Origin of the sequence: Myroides odoratimimus, from assembly GCF_030326305.1 — a bacterium.
Lineage (GTDB): Bacteria > Bacteroidota > Bacteroidia > Flavobacteriales > Flavobacteriaceae > Flavobacterium > Flavobacterium odoratimimum_A.
On record NZ_JACAKB010000015.1, the window covers coordinates 56,224 to 74,022 of the forward strand.

20 protein-coding genes are annotated in these 17,799 nt (G+C 33.6%); 12 read left to right on the plus strand and 8 right to left on the minus strand.

Annotation, left to right across the window (positions count from 1 at the left end; translation table 11 throughout):
• Positions 1-3 precede the first annotated feature (3 nt).
• On the plus strand, positions 4-1,206 hold the full coding sequence (locus HX049_RS11630) for a hypothetical protein (protein ID WP_286415964.1): 1,203 nt from the start codon (positions 4-6) through the stop codon (positions 1,204-1,206).
• Between the two features lie 93 nt (positions 1,207-1,299).
• Here HX049_RS11630 and HX049_RS11635 read toward each other — a convergent pair whose 3' ends face one another.
• Positions 1,300-2,076: a hypothetical protein gene (locus tag HX049_RS11635; protein ID WP_286415966.1), complete on the minus strand. Its 777-nt coding sequence runs from the start codon at positions 2,074-2,076 to the stop codon at positions 1,300-1,302.
• A gap of 275 nt (positions 2,077-2,351) precedes the next feature.
• Between HX049_RS11635 and HX049_RS11640 the strand changes: the two genes are divergently transcribed.
• Positions 2,352-2,924, plus strand: a complete 573-nt coding sequence (locus HX049_RS11640; protein ID WP_286415967.1) for a hypothetical protein — start codon at positions 2,352-2,354, stop codon at positions 2,922-2,924.
• A 31-nt stretch (positions 2,925-2,955) separates the two neighbouring features.
• Here the strand turns inward: HX049_RS11640 and HX049_RS11645 are convergent, their stop codons facing one another.
• A complete protein-coding gene (locus tag HX049_RS11645) occupies positions 2,956-3,543 on the minus strand; it encodes a thioredoxin family protein (RefSeq protein ID WP_286415969.1) in 588 nt (195 codons plus the stop codon).
• A gap of 94 nt (positions 3,544-3,637) precedes the next feature.
• Here HX049_RS11645 and HX049_RS11650 point away from each other — a divergent pair, with 94 nt between their 5' ends.
• The 6 genes from HX049_RS11650 (at position 3,638) to HX049_RS11675 (ending at position 7,893) form a co-directional block, all read left to right on the plus strand.
• Positions 3,638-4,222: a Crp/Fnr family transcriptional regulator gene (locus HX049_RS11650; protein ID WP_286415971.1), complete on the plus strand. Its 585-nt coding sequence runs from the start codon at positions 3,638-3,640 to the stop codon at positions 4,220-4,222.
• A 61-nt stretch (positions 4,223-4,283) separates the two neighbouring features.
• On the plus strand, positions 4,284-5,309 hold the full coding sequence (locus tag HX049_RS11655; RefSeq protein ID WP_286415973.1) for a saccharopine dehydrogenase NADP-binding domain-containing protein: 1,026 nt from the start codon (positions 4,284-4,286) through the stop codon (positions 5,307-5,309).
• Complete coding sequence (locus tag HX049_RS11660; RefSeq protein ID WP_286415976.1) at positions 5,309-5,887, plus strand: NAD(P)H-dependent oxidoreductase; 579 nt, start codon at positions 5,309-5,311, stop codon at positions 5,885-5,887. The genes HX049_RS11655 and HX049_RS11660 overlap by 1 nt, the downstream gene beginning before the upstream one ends.
• A 210-nt stretch (positions 5,888-6,097) precedes the next feature.
• The gene (locus tag HX049_RS11665) at positions 6,098-6,403 is read left to right on the plus strand and encodes a thioredoxin family protein (RefSeq protein ID WP_006260989.1); all 306 of its coding nucleotides are present in this window, start codon (positions 6,098-6,100) and stop codon (positions 6,401-6,403) included.
• Between the two features lie 17 nt (positions 6,404-6,420).
• Positions 6,421-6,921, plus strand: coding sequence for a DUF2938 domain-containing protein (locus tag HX049_RS11670; RefSeq protein WP_286415979.1), 501 nt, complete (start codon positions 6,421-6,423; stop codon positions 6,919-6,921).
• 15 nt (positions 6,922-6,936) lie between these two features.
• Positions 6,937-7,893 carry an AraC family transcriptional regulator gene (locus HX049_RS11675; protein ID WP_286415981.1) on the plus strand — a complete coding sequence of 319 codons (957 nt, stop codon included), beginning with the start codon at positions 6,937-6,939 and terminating at the stop codon, positions 7,891-7,893.
• 68 nt (positions 7,894-7,961) lie between these two features.
• Here HX049_RS11675 and HX049_RS11680 read toward each other — a convergent pair whose 3' ends face one another.
• The 4 genes from HX049_RS11680 to HX049_RS11695 are packed head-to-tail and all read right to left on the minus strand — an operon-like array spanning position 7,962 to position 12,628.
• Positions 7,962-9,536, minus strand: coding sequence for a DHA2 family efflux MFS transporter permease subunit (locus HX049_RS11680; RefSeq protein ID WP_006263387.1), 1,575 nt, complete (start codon positions 9,534-9,536; stop codon positions 7,962-7,964).
• Between the two features lie 3 nt (positions 9,537-9,539).
• Positions 9,540-10,685 (minus strand): HlyD family secretion protein, encoded by a 1,146-nt coding sequence (locus tag HX049_RS11685; protein ID WP_041890744.1) that lies wholly within the window; start codon positions 10,683-10,685, stop codon positions 9,540-9,542.
• Between the two features lies 1 nt (position 10,686).
• Positions 10,687-12,009, minus strand: coding sequence for a TolC family protein (locus tag HX049_RS11690; protein WP_286415985.1), 1,323 nt, complete (start codon positions 12,007-12,009; stop codon positions 10,687-10,689).
• Entirely contained in the window at positions 11,996-12,628 is a 633-nt protein-coding gene (locus tag HX049_RS11695; RefSeq protein ID WP_006260994.1) for a TetR/AcrR family transcriptional regulator, read from the minus strand. The genes HX049_RS11690 and HX049_RS11695 overlap by 14 nt, the downstream gene beginning before the upstream one ends.
• Positions 12,629-13,069: 441 nt before the next feature.
• Here HX049_RS11695 and HX049_RS11700 point away from each other — a divergent pair, with 441 nt between their 5' ends.
• Positions 13,070-13,906: a methylated-DNA--[protein]-cysteine S-methyltransferase gene (locus HX049_RS11700; protein WP_041890752.1), complete on the plus strand. Its 837-nt coding sequence runs from the start codon at positions 13,070-13,072 to the stop codon at positions 13,904-13,906.
• A gap of 770 nt (positions 13,907-14,676) precedes the next feature.
• Here HX049_RS11700 and HX049_RS11705 read toward each other — a convergent pair.
• Complete coding sequence (locus HX049_RS11705) at positions 14,677-15,042, minus strand: DoxX family protein (protein ID WP_041890755.1); 366 nt, start codon at positions 15,040-15,042, stop codon at positions 14,677-14,679.
• A gap of 165 nt (positions 15,043-15,207) precedes the next feature.
• Here HX049_RS11705 and HX049_RS11710 point away from each other — a divergent pair, with 165 nt between their 5' ends.
• Together HX049_RS11710 and HX049_RS11715 are read left to right on the plus strand one after the other, a co-directional pair.
• Positions 15,208-15,573, plus strand: a complete 366-nt coding sequence (locus HX049_RS11710) for a winged helix-turn-helix transcriptional regulator (RefSeq protein ID WP_006259182.1) — start codon at positions 15,208-15,210, stop codon at positions 15,571-15,573.
• Between the two features lie 111 nt (positions 15,574-15,684).
• Positions 15,685-16,197, plus strand: coding sequence for a hypothetical protein (locus tag HX049_RS11715; RefSeq protein ID WP_286415987.1), 513 nt, complete (start codon positions 15,685-15,687; stop codon positions 16,195-16,197).
• Positions 16,198-16,263: 66 nt separating this feature from the next.
• Here HX049_RS11715 and HX049_RS11720 read toward each other — a convergent pair whose 3' ends face one another.
• Complete coding sequence (locus HX049_RS11720) at positions 16,264-16,761, minus strand: GNAT family N-acetyltransferase (RefSeq protein ID WP_286415989.1); 498 nt, start codon at positions 16,759-16,761, stop codon at positions 16,264-16,266.
• A 192-nt stretch (positions 16,762-16,953) separates the two neighbouring features.
• On the opposite strand from HX049_RS11720, the gene HX049_RS11725 reads away from it, so the two are divergent.
• Complete coding sequence (locus HX049_RS11725) at positions 16,954-17,787, plus strand: hypothetical protein (RefSeq protein WP_286415990.1); 834 nt, start codon at positions 16,954-16,956, stop codon at positions 17,785-17,787.
• Positions 17,788-17,799: the final 12 nt, after the last annotated feature.

Genomic DNA, 17,799 nt, shown 5'->3' on the forward strand with positions numbered 1-17,799 from the left:
CAGATGAAAAATAAATCATATACAATCTTATCTATGATCTTATTGCTTATTACAGTAATAGGATGTAGTAAAGAACCATCTCAGAGTGGTGGTTTTGAAGGAGAAAAAGATTATAAGTATTTCTTATTATCAGCATTGGGAAGTTGGCCTAATACGGTTCATTATATTACAGCTACCAATGATGTGACACAAGGAGTTATGGATCTGAATAGAGAAGGTGATGAAATTAACTCTAAAGGAACGTATTCTTATATCGTTAAGAATGGGTATATCTATAACTATAAAACAGATCAAGGAGTATTTAAAAAGTTTAAATATACAAATGATAAGCTAGTTACAGAGATAGAAGTACCTTTCTCTTATATTAATGATGTGAGTGCTTATACATGGGCTGATGATAACACTTTGATTCTTTTTGGAGATACAAGTGATATAGAGCGCATCCGATATACAGTTTTTAATACAACAAATCTTAAAATAGTAAAACAAGGAGAAGTGTCTGGCCTAGAGCCTTTCCCTCAAGGATATGACCATTATTCAATAGGTTCTGCAGCTTATATAGATGGAGTATTGTATTTACAGTACGGTTTTAGAAATGCGAAGTGGTTGACACCTAATTTCTATAATATAGCTTCTATTTCGTACCCAGATTTTAAAGTAATCAAATCAGAAGCAGATACTCGTAGTAGTGGTGCTAGTAATGGTTCTCCTTATTTTAAAACTTCTTTTGTAAAGGATAATGACAGCTTCTACTATAGTTGTTTTACACGTACAAATTCAGAGGCTAAAGATATTTATCTATTTAGAATTAAGACTGCAGAAGGGGTATTAGATAGATCTTACGAAATTAATTTGACGCAAGTATTAGGAGGATTAAAACCTGAAACAGCGATGAATTATATAGGAGACAATAAAATGATTATTGGTTATAGAGATCCAGCTAAAGGAGGAAGTTATAATGGAAAATACGCTATTATCGACTTAGAGACTAGATCAGTTGTAAGACAGTTGACAGAATTACCTTTAGATGAACCGTATGAACTAGGTTTCTTTGTTCAAGATAAGAAAGTCTACTTCGCGATTAATAGTGCAGAAGAAGGAAACTACGTTTGGGTTTATGATCTAAAAACAGACAAGGTTACTAAGGGAATGACACTTCCTGATAAGATATCAGGATTTGCACGTTTCGATAAATTCTATGACTAATAAATTAGAATAATAAGTTTGATTTTTTATAGGAAGGAATATCTTTCTATTAGTTTGGTTAGGTTTGAAGCCACTTCCTTGGGAGTGGCTTTTTTATTTAGGATATTCTTCATAAGCTTTGAACAAATTTCGGAGCATCTTGAACAGAGTCGTACTGTTTTCTTTGGTGCTTTTGAGTTTACTTTTTCGTTTAGCAGTGAAGGAGAACGATTCATTGGGTGTAAGGATAGTACCTTCTAAGTAGTTAGTATCGACTATGGAAGTTTGAAGAAGAGTAGGTCTATCTTTAGACATGGAAGAACAGATAAAACCATCTTGAGTCATTACACCTTCAAAACCTTCATTTCTTGTCGTACGTGCGATTATAGTACCTTCATTTTGGAATAAATGGAAGTTCTCGATTTTAGAGTATTCTGTAAATTTAATTGGAGAATCTTGTTCTGAAAAGGTAAACTCCCATTGACCAGTTACATTAATAGCTGTATAAGTACTCGGAATAGAAAAACGAGGTTCTTTTGTCTTATAGGCTATAAAAGGGATGGTAATTAAAGTATTTTTATCTTTCTTATCTTCAAATACTCCTTTAATTGTATCGTTTCGTATAATCCCTTTTAGATAGATATGACCACTGTAATCTAAAGGGTTGATAAAACTATCACTTGTTATTTCGGTATATTCTTTTTGATTTGTAATTGGACCATCTGTAAAGATGGTGCGGTAACCATGAATATTAAGTGGAATGCTATCTAGTGTAAAAACAATAGGAATATTGATTCCTTTTATAGTGAAATCGGCTTTCCATCGGATAGAAGAATCAGTGTAATCTTGATTGCTTAATTTATCTGTACAACCATTCAAGAGTAAGATCATTAGAAAACAGCTAAGAAGATATCGAATAACAGACATGGATAGAAAATGTAGTGAAACAATTGGTTATAAACATTAAAACCCTTGTATAGAATGAACTATTTATCCAAAGGTAAGCTTTTATAGTTAGCATCTATATCATCTATATATTACTTCTATTATTTTGATGTAAATAAGAATTTAAATAGAAGTTTTTTTATTATTTATTCTAGGTCAAAAAAGTATATATTTGATAGAGACAGAGAAGTTGTTTTGTGTTATTCTTATAACTCTTTTTTATGGATGAAAATATAGTAAAAACGCTTGTCAATAAATTAATGAAGTCAGCACAGCTTATACTGACTTTTGCTTATTTATTGGCTATTGGAATAGGGATGTTGTTTAATAATCAAAAGTATAATGCTTTTGGTATTAATATTTTTGATTACTCTTCTATATTTGATTTTTTGATAGCTCCCTTTGCAGATTTTAGAATAGTAGCTTTTGCTATTGTGACAATGGTTATTACTTATCTATTGTTTAAAGGTGATGCATATTGGAAAGAGAAATTTCCTGCTAATTATAGTAAATCAACATTTAATCTTGAACAATATTCTTGGTATAGAAAAATAAAAGGAGGTGTGTTTATCCTTATTTTTATCTGGTATCTTATACTGATGGCACAGTATTATGGCAAGCGAGCTTATGTTGAAACACTACAACAAGAAATGACTAAAATAGAGTATATAGGAGGGGAAATGATAGAAGGAATCCTTATAGGGAAGACCAGTGATATGTTGTTTTTATATGTAAATCAAGAAGTAAAAGCCATACCTATATCTGCGAATCTAAAGACTATACAGGTTAAATAATAAAGGCTGTCTAATGGACAGCCTTTCGCTTTTATTTCTTTGGAGCATTGTCTACGAACATCTGCTTTACTTTAGCTACGTCATAGCTTTTATCTGCTTCTAATTCACCAGATGAAATTACATTAGTCGTTTTTCCTTCCCCATTGATTACGATGAAGAAAGGATAACCTAATTTCTGTCCTTCAGGAGCATATTTTTCGAATGCTTTAGCATTTTTATGTTTAGCTGTATAATTTAAGTGATAATAAACGTAGTTTGCATCAACTACAGTTTTTATATCTTGATTTTTTTGTACAAAATCATTAAAACGAAGACACCATATACACCAGTTACCACCAGCTTGTACAAAAACGTTTTTGCCTTCTGCTTTAGCCTTTGCGATTAGTTCTGTTATTTTAGCATCACCATCTTCTTCTTCGTTATATGGTTTTGCTAACGCCTCTTTTTCTTTAGCGATAGCCTGTTTAGCAGCAGCTGTATCTATTACAGTAGTAGGTGTATTATCAGAGGTAGTTGCTTCTGTTTCTGTTGCTACTTGTTCTGTTTTAACCTCTTGTTTACAGCTTACTAATGTTAGTACTGTAGCTAGTACTAGAGATGATAAAACTAATTTTTTCATATTTGTTAGGTTTATGTATTGTTGTTTCTAAATGAAATTCTGCGAAATGTAATAAAAATTAATAAGATATTGTATATATAGGATTACATTTACCATGAATATGGTATCTATTATGCTCAATATATTTTTTCAACGTTTTAATCTATTCTCAGAAGAAGAGATAGGTATTATTGTAGCTTTATTTGCACAACGCAATATTGCTAAGAATGACTATCTCGTAAAAGAAAATGAATACTGTGAAGAAATAGCCTTTATTGAATTAGGTATTTTTCGTTCCTTTTATACAAACGAAAAAGGAGATGAACTGACTTATTGTTTTCGTTTTCCAGATGATTTGATTGGTGCATATTCTGCTTTTATTACAGGAGGAAAAAGTATTGAGAGTATCCAAGCGATTGTTAATACAGTAGTTTGGTCTATTCAGAAGAAAGATCTCGATGCTTTAGCAGATAGATTACCTCAGTGGACTACTTTCTTAAAGATTATTGCTGAGCAACAGTATTTAGAATTAGAACGCAGAGTGATACAGTTTCAGCGAGAGACTGCCTCTGAACGTTATAAGAATCTATTGATACATCACCCTAATTTTGTACAGTATATTCCGTTACAGTATTTGGCTTCTTATTTAGGAATTACCCAAAGACATTTAAGTCGTATCAGAAAAGAGATTACTTTTTAGACATTTGTCCAGTATTTAGACCTCTATAGGCTATTAGTTTTGTCTGCAAATCAAATTAATTATGCAGAACAATATTTTAATCGTAGGAGGTAAGGGGTTAGTAGGGGGGACTATAGCTCGTATCTTAAAAGAGCGAAATCCTCAATGTAATATAATCTTAGGAACTAGAGCTCCTAAAGATCTACAAAAAGAAGTACAGATAGATGTCAATAGCCCATCTTCACTAGAAGCTATTCTATCTAGAAGTATCGATTTAATTATTTTATCTGTTAATGACCAGAAGGATCATGTACTTCGTTTTGCGATAGAGCATGGAATAGATTATTTGGATATCACTAAACCAACACCCGCTTTACACAAGGCATTACAGATTACTACAGACTATACTAAGTTTAATAGCCGTATTGTATTTGGCTCAGGTTGGATGGGAGGAATTGTTCCTGGATTAGTAAAATCTGCTGTGCCTACTACAGAAAAAATAGAGCGCGCACAACTGATGGTGTATTATTCTATAAAAGATAAAGCAGGCGAAAGTTCAGCTCATTTTATGGCAGAGCATGTTGCAACTCCTTTTGTTCAGTATCAAAAGAATCAACCTAAGGAGGTTTTACACTTTTTAGATAGTGAATCTTATTGTTTCTCTTTTGGGCTAAGAAATAGGCAAGTTTACAACTTTGACACTCCTGATCTGTATATTTTGAATCAAGTAGAAGCTGTACCTACCGTAAGTGTGAAGATGACTTACAACTCTAAGTTTGTAACTCGTGTATTAGGCTGGATGCAGCAGTTCGGTGTATTTAAGAGAATGTCTTTAAAGACAAGGAGAAAGATATTTGGAGGTAGTGGAGCAGGAGATATATCAGTATTCGAAATCATTATTAAAGGCTCTCAGCAAGTAAGGAGAATTTTATTAAAGAGTGATAGAGGACAGGCAGAATTAACTGCTTTATCAGCCGTATTACATACAGAGGCATTAGTTAGTAATAAAGTTTTACCTGGGCAGTATTTTGCACATCAACTTCATGGAGAAAAAGCACTTTTCACAGGTTTACAACAATATGATTCTATAACAGTAAAAGAGATATAATGAAGAGAATAACAGTTATCAATGGACATCCAAATAAAGATTCACTGTGTTTTGGATTAGTAGATGCATATGTAAAAGGAGCCAGGGAGAGTGGAGCAGAAGTGAGAGAAATCACAGTAGCGAAGATGAGCTTTAATACGAACTTACAGTATGGTTATCAGAAACGCATGGAACTAGAACCAGATTTAGTTAAGGCGATAGATGATATCAAATGGGCTGATCATCTTGTATGGGTACACCCTGTATGGTGGGGAGGACTTCCCGCTTTAGTAAAAGGATTTATCGATAGAATATTTCTACCAGGTATTATGTATCAGTACAGAGAGAATAGTATGTTATGGGACAAATTACTGAAAGGTAAAACAGCTCATATTATCACTACCTTAGATCAACCAGGATGGTATTATCGCTTGATATATGGAAGACCTAGTGTGAATCAGCTAAAGAAATCAACACTGCAGTTCTGTGGTGTATCTCCTGTAAAAGTCACTTATATTGGAATTGTTAGAAATTCTAAAGAAGAGCAGAGGCTGAAGTGGATTGCTAGAGTAGAACAGCTAGGCAAACAATTGAAGTAAGAGTAATCTTGATTTTTGTTTTTATAGATATGGTATAAGAACTATAAAAGTACGAGAAGAGATAAATCTGTACTTTGTCCTATTAAATCTCCTATAAGGGTAAGAATAAAGAATAAGAACGCTATTAGTTTTGTAATGTCAAAATAATAGCGTTTTTTTATTCTATATAAATATCAACGTTATTATTCAATTTTAAAAAAGACAACAAAAATGGAAGAGTTTATAGACTTTGACAATTTAAAACGTCCTGTATTAGTACAGTTTTATGCCGATTGGTGTGCTCCATGTAGAACACTATCAGGTATAATAGATCATATAGAGGAGGATATAGAAGCTAAAGTAGATTTAATAAGAGCAAATATAGATCAATGTAAGGACTTAAAAGAAGAGTTCTTTGTTCGCTCTGTACCCACGATGATTTTATTAAATAAGCAGGGAGATATCTATTGGCGTCAGACAGGTGTTGTTGCTCCACAAGAGATTATGAAGCACGTGTGGCAAGTAGATAAAGAATAATTTAAAGAATTGAAATAATGAATAACGTTGTATTATTAATTGAGTATGCTTTATTATTAGGCATAGGAGCTACTATATTTATGGATCTTTATGCAGTAGCTATTAAGAAACTGTTTAATATTCCATCATTGGACTATGCGATGGTGGGTAGATGGATAGGATCTTTTACGAAAGGAGTGTTTAGTCACCCTAATATTATGCAGGCTACCCCAGTGAAGAATGAGAGAGCATTAGGATGGATAGCACATTACTTCATTGGTATAAGTTTTGCTTTTGTACTATTGGTAATTTGTGGTGTAGAGTGGCTTTTAGCACCTACATTTTTACCTGCACTAGTTATAGGAGTGGCTACGACAGTGTTTCCATTCTTTATGATGCAACCTGCCTTTGGGTTTGGAATAGTAGCTTCCAAAACACCTAAACCAAATATAGTAAGGCTACGCAGTCTTCAAGCGCACACTGTTTATGGGATAGGGTTATATGTAGCAGGATGGGTATTATCTCTAATTATTAGATAAAAAGTAAGGATATAAATGAGTCAAAGTAATAAAGATATAAGGGAAATAGAGTCAATAGAAGACTTTAAGAATCATTTTTTGGTATCTGAAGGAGTCAATTGTGGTGAGTGTAATAAACTGCGCTATAAAGAAGGAGCAGGCTATATGGAAGTCTTGTCTTTGGCTGATTTGAGGCAACACAATGATTTGTTTTTAGGCAGTCGTACGCGTAAGCGATTTTACAGTATGGTGCTAGTAACTAAGGGAACAGTTACTGAAGTCATAGGGCATAAAGAATACCGCTTAGGTGAGCAGACAATGTACTTTGTGTCGGATAACCAATTACACCAAATAAAAGAATGGACTAATGATCTAGAAGGGTTTATGTGTCTATTTGATTCTGATTATTTTTTACTTTGTATCAAGCATCAAATCAAGTTGAATAGCTTTCCTTTTTTTCAATTGGACAAGGCTCCTTATGTGGAACTTACAGAACGTGAGGTAGAGATGATGTGTCATCTGTTTTGGAAGTTAAATCAAGAACAATGTCAAAAAGAAACTTTTAATGATGATTTATTAGTGCGTATGTTTCTGAATATTATCTTAATAGAGGCAGAGCGAATATATAATCAACAGACTACATCAACTCCCTTTGTATTATCTAGAAAAGAGCAGTTAGTAGCAAAGTACCAATTATTGGTGACCCAGAATGCTATTGAATTAAAGCAAGTAAATCAATATGCAGAACTGTTACATGTACATCCTCATTACCTTAATGATATAGTTAAAGAAATCACTAATCAGCCTGCTAGTTATTTTATTCATAAGTATCTGATAGAAGAAGCTAAATCAAGACTAATACAGACGAATGATACAGTTGCTCAGATAGCTATAGATTTGAATTTTACAGAGGAATCTTATTTTGGTCGTTTCTTTAAAAAGAAAACTGATTTAACCCCTCTTCAATATAGAAAGCAGCACAAACAGCATTAAAAGCTTACCTATATAAAACTAAAATAGAGACCCTGAGGTCTCTATTTTTATGTATAATTTATTCTTTATTAATGTCCTGCACCAGCAATGATCTTACCAGCTCCTTTTTTAATCAATAAGAGTATAAAAGGAATACAAATAAGAAATAGTACCCCTAAGAACATAAATACATCCATATAGGTTAATACTGTTGCTTGTTTAGTCACTCCTAGGTCTAGTAAGGTGTATGCTTTTTGAAGTGCCTCATCTGTAGGGAATCCTTTCGCTATAAAGCTTTGTTGTAAGGCAGCTACACGATTCTGAACTTCTAGAGAAGCAGTATCTAAATGACTTACTAATCCTAGTCTGTGGTTTACAGACCATCTAGAGATAAAGGTTGTGATTAGTGCGATACCAAACGAACCTCCTAATTGACGCATCATCCCAGTAAAGGCTGCTCCTTCACCTATCTCTCTATTTCTTAAGTTAGAGAGTGATAGTGTTGTAATTGGTACGAATAGTAATCCTAACCCCACTCCGCGTATCACTAATGGCCAGAAGAAATGCTCACTACCTGTATCTGGAGTAAGTATATTACGAGCCCAGAAACTGTATAAGAAGAATACTAAGAATCCTGCTGATACTAGATATTTAGGAGGAACTCCTCTTTGTAGCATTCTAGCGATGAATGGCATCATTAAGGCAGTCATTAAGGAACTTGGTACTAATAACATCCCTGCATCTGTAGCAGTCCATCCTAAAATCGACTGGGTATAGATAGGAATGATAAAAGTAGACCCATATAACCCAAACCCTAAGATAAAGGACAATACTGTACCAATGGCTAGATTAGAATCTTTCAGTACTCTTAAATTTACAATAGGTTTGTCACAGGTCAGTTCCCTCCATACGAAGAAGAAGAACCCTAATACAGATGATATAGATAGAGTCAGAATAGTACTGTTTTCAAACCAATCATCTTGTTGACCATGTTCTAATACGTACTGTAATGAACCTACTGCAATAGCAAGTAGTATAATCCCTAAAAAGTCTATCTCATTCAGTTTGCTCTTTTCAGCGTATTTAGGACTTCTAACATATAATATGGCCAATGTGGTGGCTATAATCCCTAAAGGCACATTGATATAAAAGATAAATGGCCAAGAGTAATTGTCTATAATGTACCCTCCTAATGGAGGTCCAAGTGTAGGCCCTACAATAACACCCATACCGTATATTGCTTGTGCAACACCTCTTTTTTCTACGGGATAACTCTCTGTGATAATGGTCTGTGAGGTTACTAATAACGCACCTCCTCCTAGACCTTGTATAAAACGGAATAGTATAATCTCCCATAGCGTAGTAGAATACCCACATAAAAAAGAAGCTACAGTAAAGATGATAATGGAAGCAGCAAAGTAATTACGTCTTCCAAACTGTTGTGAGAGCCAGCTAGTCATCGGCACTACTATTACATTGGCAATAGCATAAGCCGTTACCACCCAGGCGATATCAGTAAGAGAAACACCGATACTCCCTTTCATATCATTCATGGCTACATTGACGATAGTCGTATCAACTATCTCTAACAGTGCACATAGAATGGCGGTGATGGTAATGATTATTCTGCGATAACCGTGTTCTACTAAGCTTTCTTCACTCATCGCTTATCGTCCACTTTTAATGTTCACATCGATATCTACATTCATACCTGCTTTTACGTATACTAGCATTTCATCCTTCGGATTAGTGAAAGTAATCTTCACAGGGATACGTTGTACTGTTTTTACGAAGTTACCAGATGCATTATCAGGAGGTAGTAGAGCGAACTTAGCCCCAGTAGCTGGAGACATAGAGTTTATTACTCCTTCGAACTCATGCTTAGGGAATGCGTCTACTTTTATTTTGACAGGTTGTCCCTCACGCATATATTGCATTTGTGTCTCTTTAAAGTTTGCCACTACCCAGATATTGCCTTTTTGTACAGTATTGAATAGCCCTTGTCCAGGTTGTATTAATTGCCCTACTTGTAGGTTAATTTTAGATACTTGACCATCTTCTTTAGCTGTAATCACGGTGTAAGACAAGTATAACTCCGCATTGTCTAAGTTAGCCTTAGCTTGATCTACCATTGCCTTAGCAGCATCTATCTGAGAAGTAGAAGCTACAGCTTGAGATCTACTAATATTTACTTGTTGAGCTACAGCATTTGCTTGTTTCTCGACTGCTTTTAATTGTTCTTGTAGTACGACTACTTGTTTTTCAGCAGTTTCTTTAGCCGCTAATGCTTGCTCATATTGTTGTTTCGTAATAGATTGACTTTCATAAAGTTTGTTGTATCTATCATAGTCATTCTTTGCTCTCCATAGCTGAGTTTTTGCAGCATCTATATTTGCTTTAGCAGTCGCTACATTAGCTACAGCAGTAGAAGCTCCTGCTTGAGAAGATATTACTGTAGATTCACTAGTATTATGCCCAGCTTCAGCTACTTTTAATTGACTTAATGCCGCTTGATAGTTTGCTTTAGCTTGATCTACTTTGATTACATATTCTGTATCATCTAGTGTGATTAATACATCTCCTTTTTTGACCATTTGGTTATCTTGTACATGGATACTTTTGATGTATCCTGGTATTTTAGATACGATAGGAGATATCTTTGTTTCTACTTGAGCATCATCAGTAGTCTCATGAGCCATAGAATGGATGTATTTATATACACCATATCCTCCTCCAAATAGTATTATAGCTCCTAACGCAATAATAAATTTCTTATTTAGAGGTTTTTTATATTCATTATTATTTGTTTCCATTTTAGTTTCCCGATTGTAAGTTGTCTAATAATTTTCCTGTTTTGTATGCATATTGATACAATGTCAATGTTTGATCAGCTTCTCCTAGCATATTGTCTATTTGAGCTTGTAGCTGTTGTACATCAGCTTCTAATAGATGATCAGTGTCAGTCAGACCATTGTCATATTTATCTTTTACAATGCGGTAATTCTCATTAGCCTGAATAAGAGCTTTTGATAAAACAGTATTCTTTTTTAAAGCTAATTCATAAGCATTATACGCTTCTTCTATTTCTACTTTAGCCATATCTTCTACTAATAAGACTTGGTATTCAGCTTCTGTTTTCTTTGCTTTAGCTTTATTGACTTCTGTTCTGTTTTTAAAGATAGAAGCTAAGTCATATTTTAGACCGACTCCTACCATAGTAGCATTAGTGATATCAATTACTTTATCTAATTGAATAGCTGAGTATCCAGCTGTTAATCCGATAGAAGGGAAGTAATTACCTCTAGCTATTTTGATAGTCGTTTGAGCTATTTCGTCCATTTTCATTACACTCTGAACATCCTTACGTGTAGAGATATCATCTGTTTTAGTAGGTAAGATATCTACAGGATTAGCTTTCTCTGCAACGATTGTTTCATTAAACGGAAAATCTAGAAGAGTACTTAATCTAGTACTAATATTCTTCAAGGTATTTTTCGTTTCTTCTAAAGACAGCTCTACATTCGCTTCTTGCAATTGTGTTCTTAAATAATCATTTCTAGCGATAAGACCATTGTTTAAGAATTGTTCAAAGTCAATTGTGCGTTGGTGTGCACGCTTTAGATTTTCTGTTAGTAGTGCTATCGACTGCTGCGTCTTATACAGTGCAAAGTATAAATTGATGGTTTGGTAAACTACATTCTCCGTAGTAGATTGCTCTGTTAGTTCTGCTAATGCGTAGTATTGTTTACTTTGGTTTACAGCGTTACTAATTTTGAAACCACTAAATAGAGGTACATTAGCTTTGGCTTGTGCCATCATTAAATGCTGTGGTGTCACCTGTGGCATTTGGTTTTCTCCAGACGATGGAGGTAAAGGTACTTTTAGATTAACATCAGTACCATTAAAGAGGCGATTATATGATCCTGAAACTTCTAGATCAGGGTAGCGCATATTTTGGGCGCTATGAATCTGAAGTTTAGTAGCCTCTGTACTTGCTTTTACTTTTTTTATCTCTTTGCCATTTTTTAAACTTAATGTAATGGCTTGCTCTAGGGTAATAGGTGTTTGAGTTGAAGTTTGAGCAAACGCTTGGCAAATAAATAATGAAGCAAGTAAGATGTAATTACTTTTGTTCATTGTAGATTAAAATTGATTGAAAGGATTGTATTAAATAAGGATATATATGCTGTTTGATGTGCAAACTATATTCTTCGTGATCGGGTATATTCCAATAGCTAGATAAAGTACGTTCGTGGTGTATTAGGTAACTTAATATTCCCAATGAAAAGATAACGAATGTAACAGGGTCTGGCTTCGCTTTAAAAAGACCTTTTTCATACCCCTCTTCTATAAAACTATTGATAATATTTAATATTTCGCGCTGTAGGATGGTTATACCATCTGATATCTCAGGGATGTCCTCTTTTTTAGATAGTTGCCCCATTAAGATAATGTGGAAATCAGCGTTTTGTAATTGTACAGTCATCATATGCTCTACGAAAGCTAATAATTTCTGCATAGGGTCTAAGTGAGTATCTGTGGTAAGAAGAGCTAGTTTTTCTCTTGTTCGAGTTAATCGTATTTCGAATAATGCAATAACCATTGCTTGCTTAGAACCAAAGTAATAATTGATCATAGCAACATTAATACCAGCAGCTTTAGAAATATCTCGTATACTCGTTCCATCTATACCTTTTTGAGAGAATAGCTCCTCTGCTACGATTAATATTTCTTTCTGTTTATCACTTAATGCCATGAGTTGTATTTTTTTTAGAGCGTAAAATTAAACAAACGTTTAATTGGTAATTACATTTTTAGTAATTATTTTGTGTTAAAATAGTTTTAATGTAATTATTTAAGTAATTGATTGGTTTTAATGTATTTTATAACTTTTTGATTTACTGTAAATTAGAAGTTATAGGTATAAGCTCTAATTAAGAATTAAGAATCGTTGCCTATGGCAATCGGTATGCACATGGCGTTGGCGCGGATTTGTAATCCTGGACATATATTTACCCAATCTATATCCACAATACACATCACCTCATGCCCGAAGGGCACACATTCCTAATTCCTAATTGAAAATTCCTAATTCTCCATAAGGGCACATTTCTATTTTTAAAAGAATAGCAAGAAATGGATTGTGAGAAAAAAGCAGAATCTATTTCTTTGTATACTTGTATTAAAGAAGTTAGTCATGGAAGTAAGTAAACAATATGAAAAGGCAAGACAAGCTATAGCGTATATCGTAGCTAATCACTACGCACAACCTAATTTATCAGAGATAGCAACAGCAGTTGGGTTAAGTGAATATCATTTTCAAAGATTATTTACAGAATGGGTAGGAAGTAGTCCTAAGCAGTTTTTGAGATATATAACCTTAAACTATGCTAAGTATGTTATCAAAGAGCGGTTAGAACAGACTTTGTTTGACATTGCAGATGAGGTAGGGTTGAGCAGCAGTAGTCGTTTACATGATATGTTTGTCTCTATAGAAGGCATGACTCCTAATGAGTACGCAAATAAAGGAGCGTTTTTAGAGATTGCCTATAGTTATTGGGATACCTTATTTGGACAGGTAGTAGTTGCTTCTACACCTAAAGGGATTTGTCATATTGCTTTTACTTCTGAGCATAGTGATGGATTAGAGCGTATTCATGCAGATTTTTCTAATGCTGTATTAGTAGAAGAAAGGAAGGGTATACATCAGGCGGTGATCGATATATTAAACAGAGAAGGAGATCTGACACAAGTCAAATTACACCTTAAAGGGACTCCTTTTCAGCTTAAGGTATGGGAAGCTTTATTACAAATTCCAGAAGGACAATTAACAACTTATGGTGGTCTAGCAGACAGATTAAATAATGCAGGAGCGAGTAGAGCTGTAGGTACTGCTATTGGTCGGAATCCTGTAGCAGTATTAATACCTTGTCACCGCGTGATACAACAGACAGGTTTGTTAGGGGGATATATGTGGGGAGCAGAGAAGAAACAGCTAATTGTGGGTTGGGAATTAAGTAAAACACATGAATAAAATACATTAGCAGTAAAAAATATATTGTATAGAAGAGTGTCCACTGTGGATGCTCTTTTTGCTTTATGGTAGTTCCATATTAAAACCGATAGAATAATTTATATTTTGAAAAATAACCCCAAAAAAGTAGATTGTTTTTTTGATTTGATCTCTTGTTTTTCTCTAAAAAAATCAAAATAGACCTCTTTTCAGTCTCTTTTTTTAGCTATTTGCCCTCTTTTTTAGCCTTTTACTCCTACTAAGTGAATTTTTATATTCATTTTTTTTAATTGATAAATAATGTAACGTGTTGATAAATAGTTGTTTATTGGGGTTTTGATAAGAATTGAAGTTATTCTATATTGCTTGTAATCCCAGTAAATAAGGGGCTTCATAGCAGATCCTTGGACAATTATAGGAGTATAGTAGGACAATACTTGGGTATAGCTGGCTTTTGTCCAAGGATAGTTCTTTTATTGATCTAGTATTCTTTTAGGATGTGACTTGAAGGATAAATCTAGAATTTGTGGTAATCAAATACTGCAAAGCAATTCTACCTTATGGTTCCTTTATTAGCTCTAAAAACATACTATCGTATGCTAGTATCACTAATTCAGACCTATTTTGTATAATTCCTTTTCGTTTATATGCCTATCGCATAGTTTGGGTCAAAACCAACAGATATAATAGATATGGAGAAGGATAAACATAGAGGTAATAGTCGATAAGTATATAAATGCATTGAGGCGAGACTGTGTAAGCCCGCCTCAATGCATTAGAGTTAGGTTTGATTAACGTTGATTTTGGGTTAATGAACTCCAGTATGACAGGGCTAATAGCACCCCTGCTATGAATACAAAACCAAGTGATGTAATAGGTTCTCCCATCGCTAAGTGTGCGATAGCAGCAGAGATAATATTAATGGTAAACCCTGCATAAGCAAAACCTCTTATCGTAGAGGATAAGAAAGGGAGCAAGATCACTATAGCTCCTAAAGCTTTAAATATAGCTAGCTCTACTCTGAAATAATCAGGAAAACCTAGGTAAACAAAGGCTTCTTTCATCTCTTCTGTTGCTACATAGTTATAGGCACTAAATAACATAAATAAAGAAAAGAGACTTGTAGATACCCAGAATGTAATTTTAGAATTCTTCATTTTTAAGTGTTTTTATGGCCTATCTAAATAGATAGGTTCTTTTCAGAGTGCAAACATAACTGACTTTAAGGTGGTCTTCTCTATTAGTTTCCTTTTGGGAAGTGGTTTCCTTTTGCACACTACTGTAGAATAAAGTAATTTTAGAGTGAATTAAAAATAGAGCAAATGAAGAAAAAACCAGTGTTGAATAATACAGAACAATGTCAAGTACGTATAGTAGCTATAAAAGATACGATGAGCTTATTATCTGGTAAATGGAAGGTATATATTATCGGAACATTATTACATGGAGGCAAAATGAGGTTTATGGATCTAATGCGAGAAGTAGAGGGAATAGGTACAAAAATGTTGTCAAAAGAATTACATGATTTAGAAGCAAATCATTTGATAAAAAGAACAGTGTTAAATACCAAGCCTATTTCTGTAGAATATGAATTGACAGAGTATGGAAAAACACTAGAAAGAGTGATAGAGGAGATTATGATTTGGGGACAGAAGTACCGCCAAACGGTCTTTAATGAGGGGAAATAGGTTGAATATTTATTTTATACTCCTTGTATTTTGTATCTAAAAAGAGCGTAAATTTAATAAGTAATCGTACAGATAGATAAAGCATTGTATCAATACTTATAAAGATAAGATATGACATCACAAGAGAGTAAATCGATCATAAGACAGGCAGTGATTAAAGGTAAAACAGAGTACTGTCATCTCATCTTAGAACCAAAACCTAAGATAGTGTTTACTATAGATGGAAAAATAAGTTCTCATCAGACTACTATTTTAGGTAAGGAGAATGGCTTTTTTTCATGGATGCAGTTTGTAGTGATTATCATGTTTATACTTAGTCTATTGACTTATTATTATGTGGGCTTTTATTATGCGCTGATTCCAAGTATTATTACAGCTTATTTGTTGTATGTTATTTATAGTAGTTGGGATATGACTACTGTTCATGTTATAGATAAGCAGGATGTTATAGAAGTTAATTTGGTCAAAAGATCCTATCTCTCTGCTACAGGTTTTGATATCCGTTTTAAAGATAGTAAGGGTAACAGAAAAGTGAGAAGATTTTTATTAGCTAATCAAGGAGCTGGTAAAGAGGAGTTTTATGAGAAGGCAAAGGAATTGTTTAGAAACAATGGATATATGTAATATAAAATAGGGAGATGTCATTATGCACCTCCCTATTCAGTTTATAAGCTAAGTATTATATGATCATTATTTCCACCAATGGTAGTAGTTGTGCCCTCCATCGTATACGAATCCGCATCTAGGGTATAGCGTATTCCCTATATCATTTGTCTTTTCTGTCTCTAGCATTAGTCCACATGCATTGGTTTCTTCACACCATTGTTTTGAACGGTCTATGATTGCTACAGATAACCCTATCCCTCTGTAGTCTGGATGTACGAATAAGTCACTTAATAACCACTGTTTTTCTAATTTGATGTAATGGAATAATTCATAAAGTTGAACGAATCCAACTGCTTGTCCATCTACATATGCTAAGAAGATATGAGACTGGTCATTAGACAGCCGATCAAGTAAGAATTGTTTTCCTTTTTCATAATTTGATTCTTGTCTGTAGAATACTCGATACATATCGAATAGCATAGAGGCATCTTCTAGGTGTTCTAAAGTCGCTTTTACTAAAGTCGCAGTTGTGTTTTTTAGAGTTACTTGTTGTCTTGTTACCCTAGTGTTCGTTGTAGTCATAAATACTTATTGGTTTAAAATTTCGAGGCAAATGTCTCGTAAAAATGGAAGGGGATTATAGACCAGTTTTTAAATAGTTTAGTAGTCCTGTGGGGAAGAAATAAGTGCCTTTGAATAGTGTTATTATGTTAAGGGTATAATGATTAAATTTACTTAATAGGTTATGCTAGTAAGAATAACAGAATTAGAAGTATGAAAAGAGTAATTGTAATTTGTTTAATAATACTTTCAAGTATAGGTAACTATGCTCAACACAAAGATGCAGTAGAAGTATATGTAAGTGAGAAAGGAACTCGTCTGTTCTTAGATTATAAGAATGAAGAGTATGCTTATTCGTCTCATTCGGATGTTATAAAGTTTGATGTTTATAGTTATATTAATCCTGTAGAGGCGTATGGCAAGTTTAAAAAAGTAGATGATAAAATAATACAATTAAATAACGAACAACCATTAAGGATTAGAGATTTAATTAAAGATTCTTTTAAAGTTAGCTTCACTGATAAAAATGAGTACGCTAAAGATAAAATTGAAGTAAACTTAACTATTAAAAAAGGTTATTATGAAGAGCATTTTGAAGACCTCAGTAAGTATAATAGTTATCAAGAATCTAAATATGTTATAACATTGTGTTCGGAGAGATATTTAGTGAGTGATTTTGACAAATCTAGAGGTACAGGTGAATGTATTATTCTAAAGGAAGGGGTGAATATTTTGTCTTCTGTTGACTATAGAAAGGTGAAAGGTGAGTTTTATTTGAAGGCTTATCCCAATTTTTATAATCCTGTGAATAGAGAAAATAAAGTGTATACAGCTTCTATTTTGAGTCCAAAGTTTAAGCTTCATAAAAGCATAGATATAGAGTTAGATCTAGATCCACTGATGTTTTGTGTAGCTAATTTTGATGGAGATTATATTCGAGTAATTTCTGATACTATCCTTGAGTTTAAGGGGGAGCGATTATTTTTGAATAAAGATGTAGAAGTTAAGATTGACAAGGAGGGTGGTATGAATTATTATTACTATTAATAGTTGTATTTC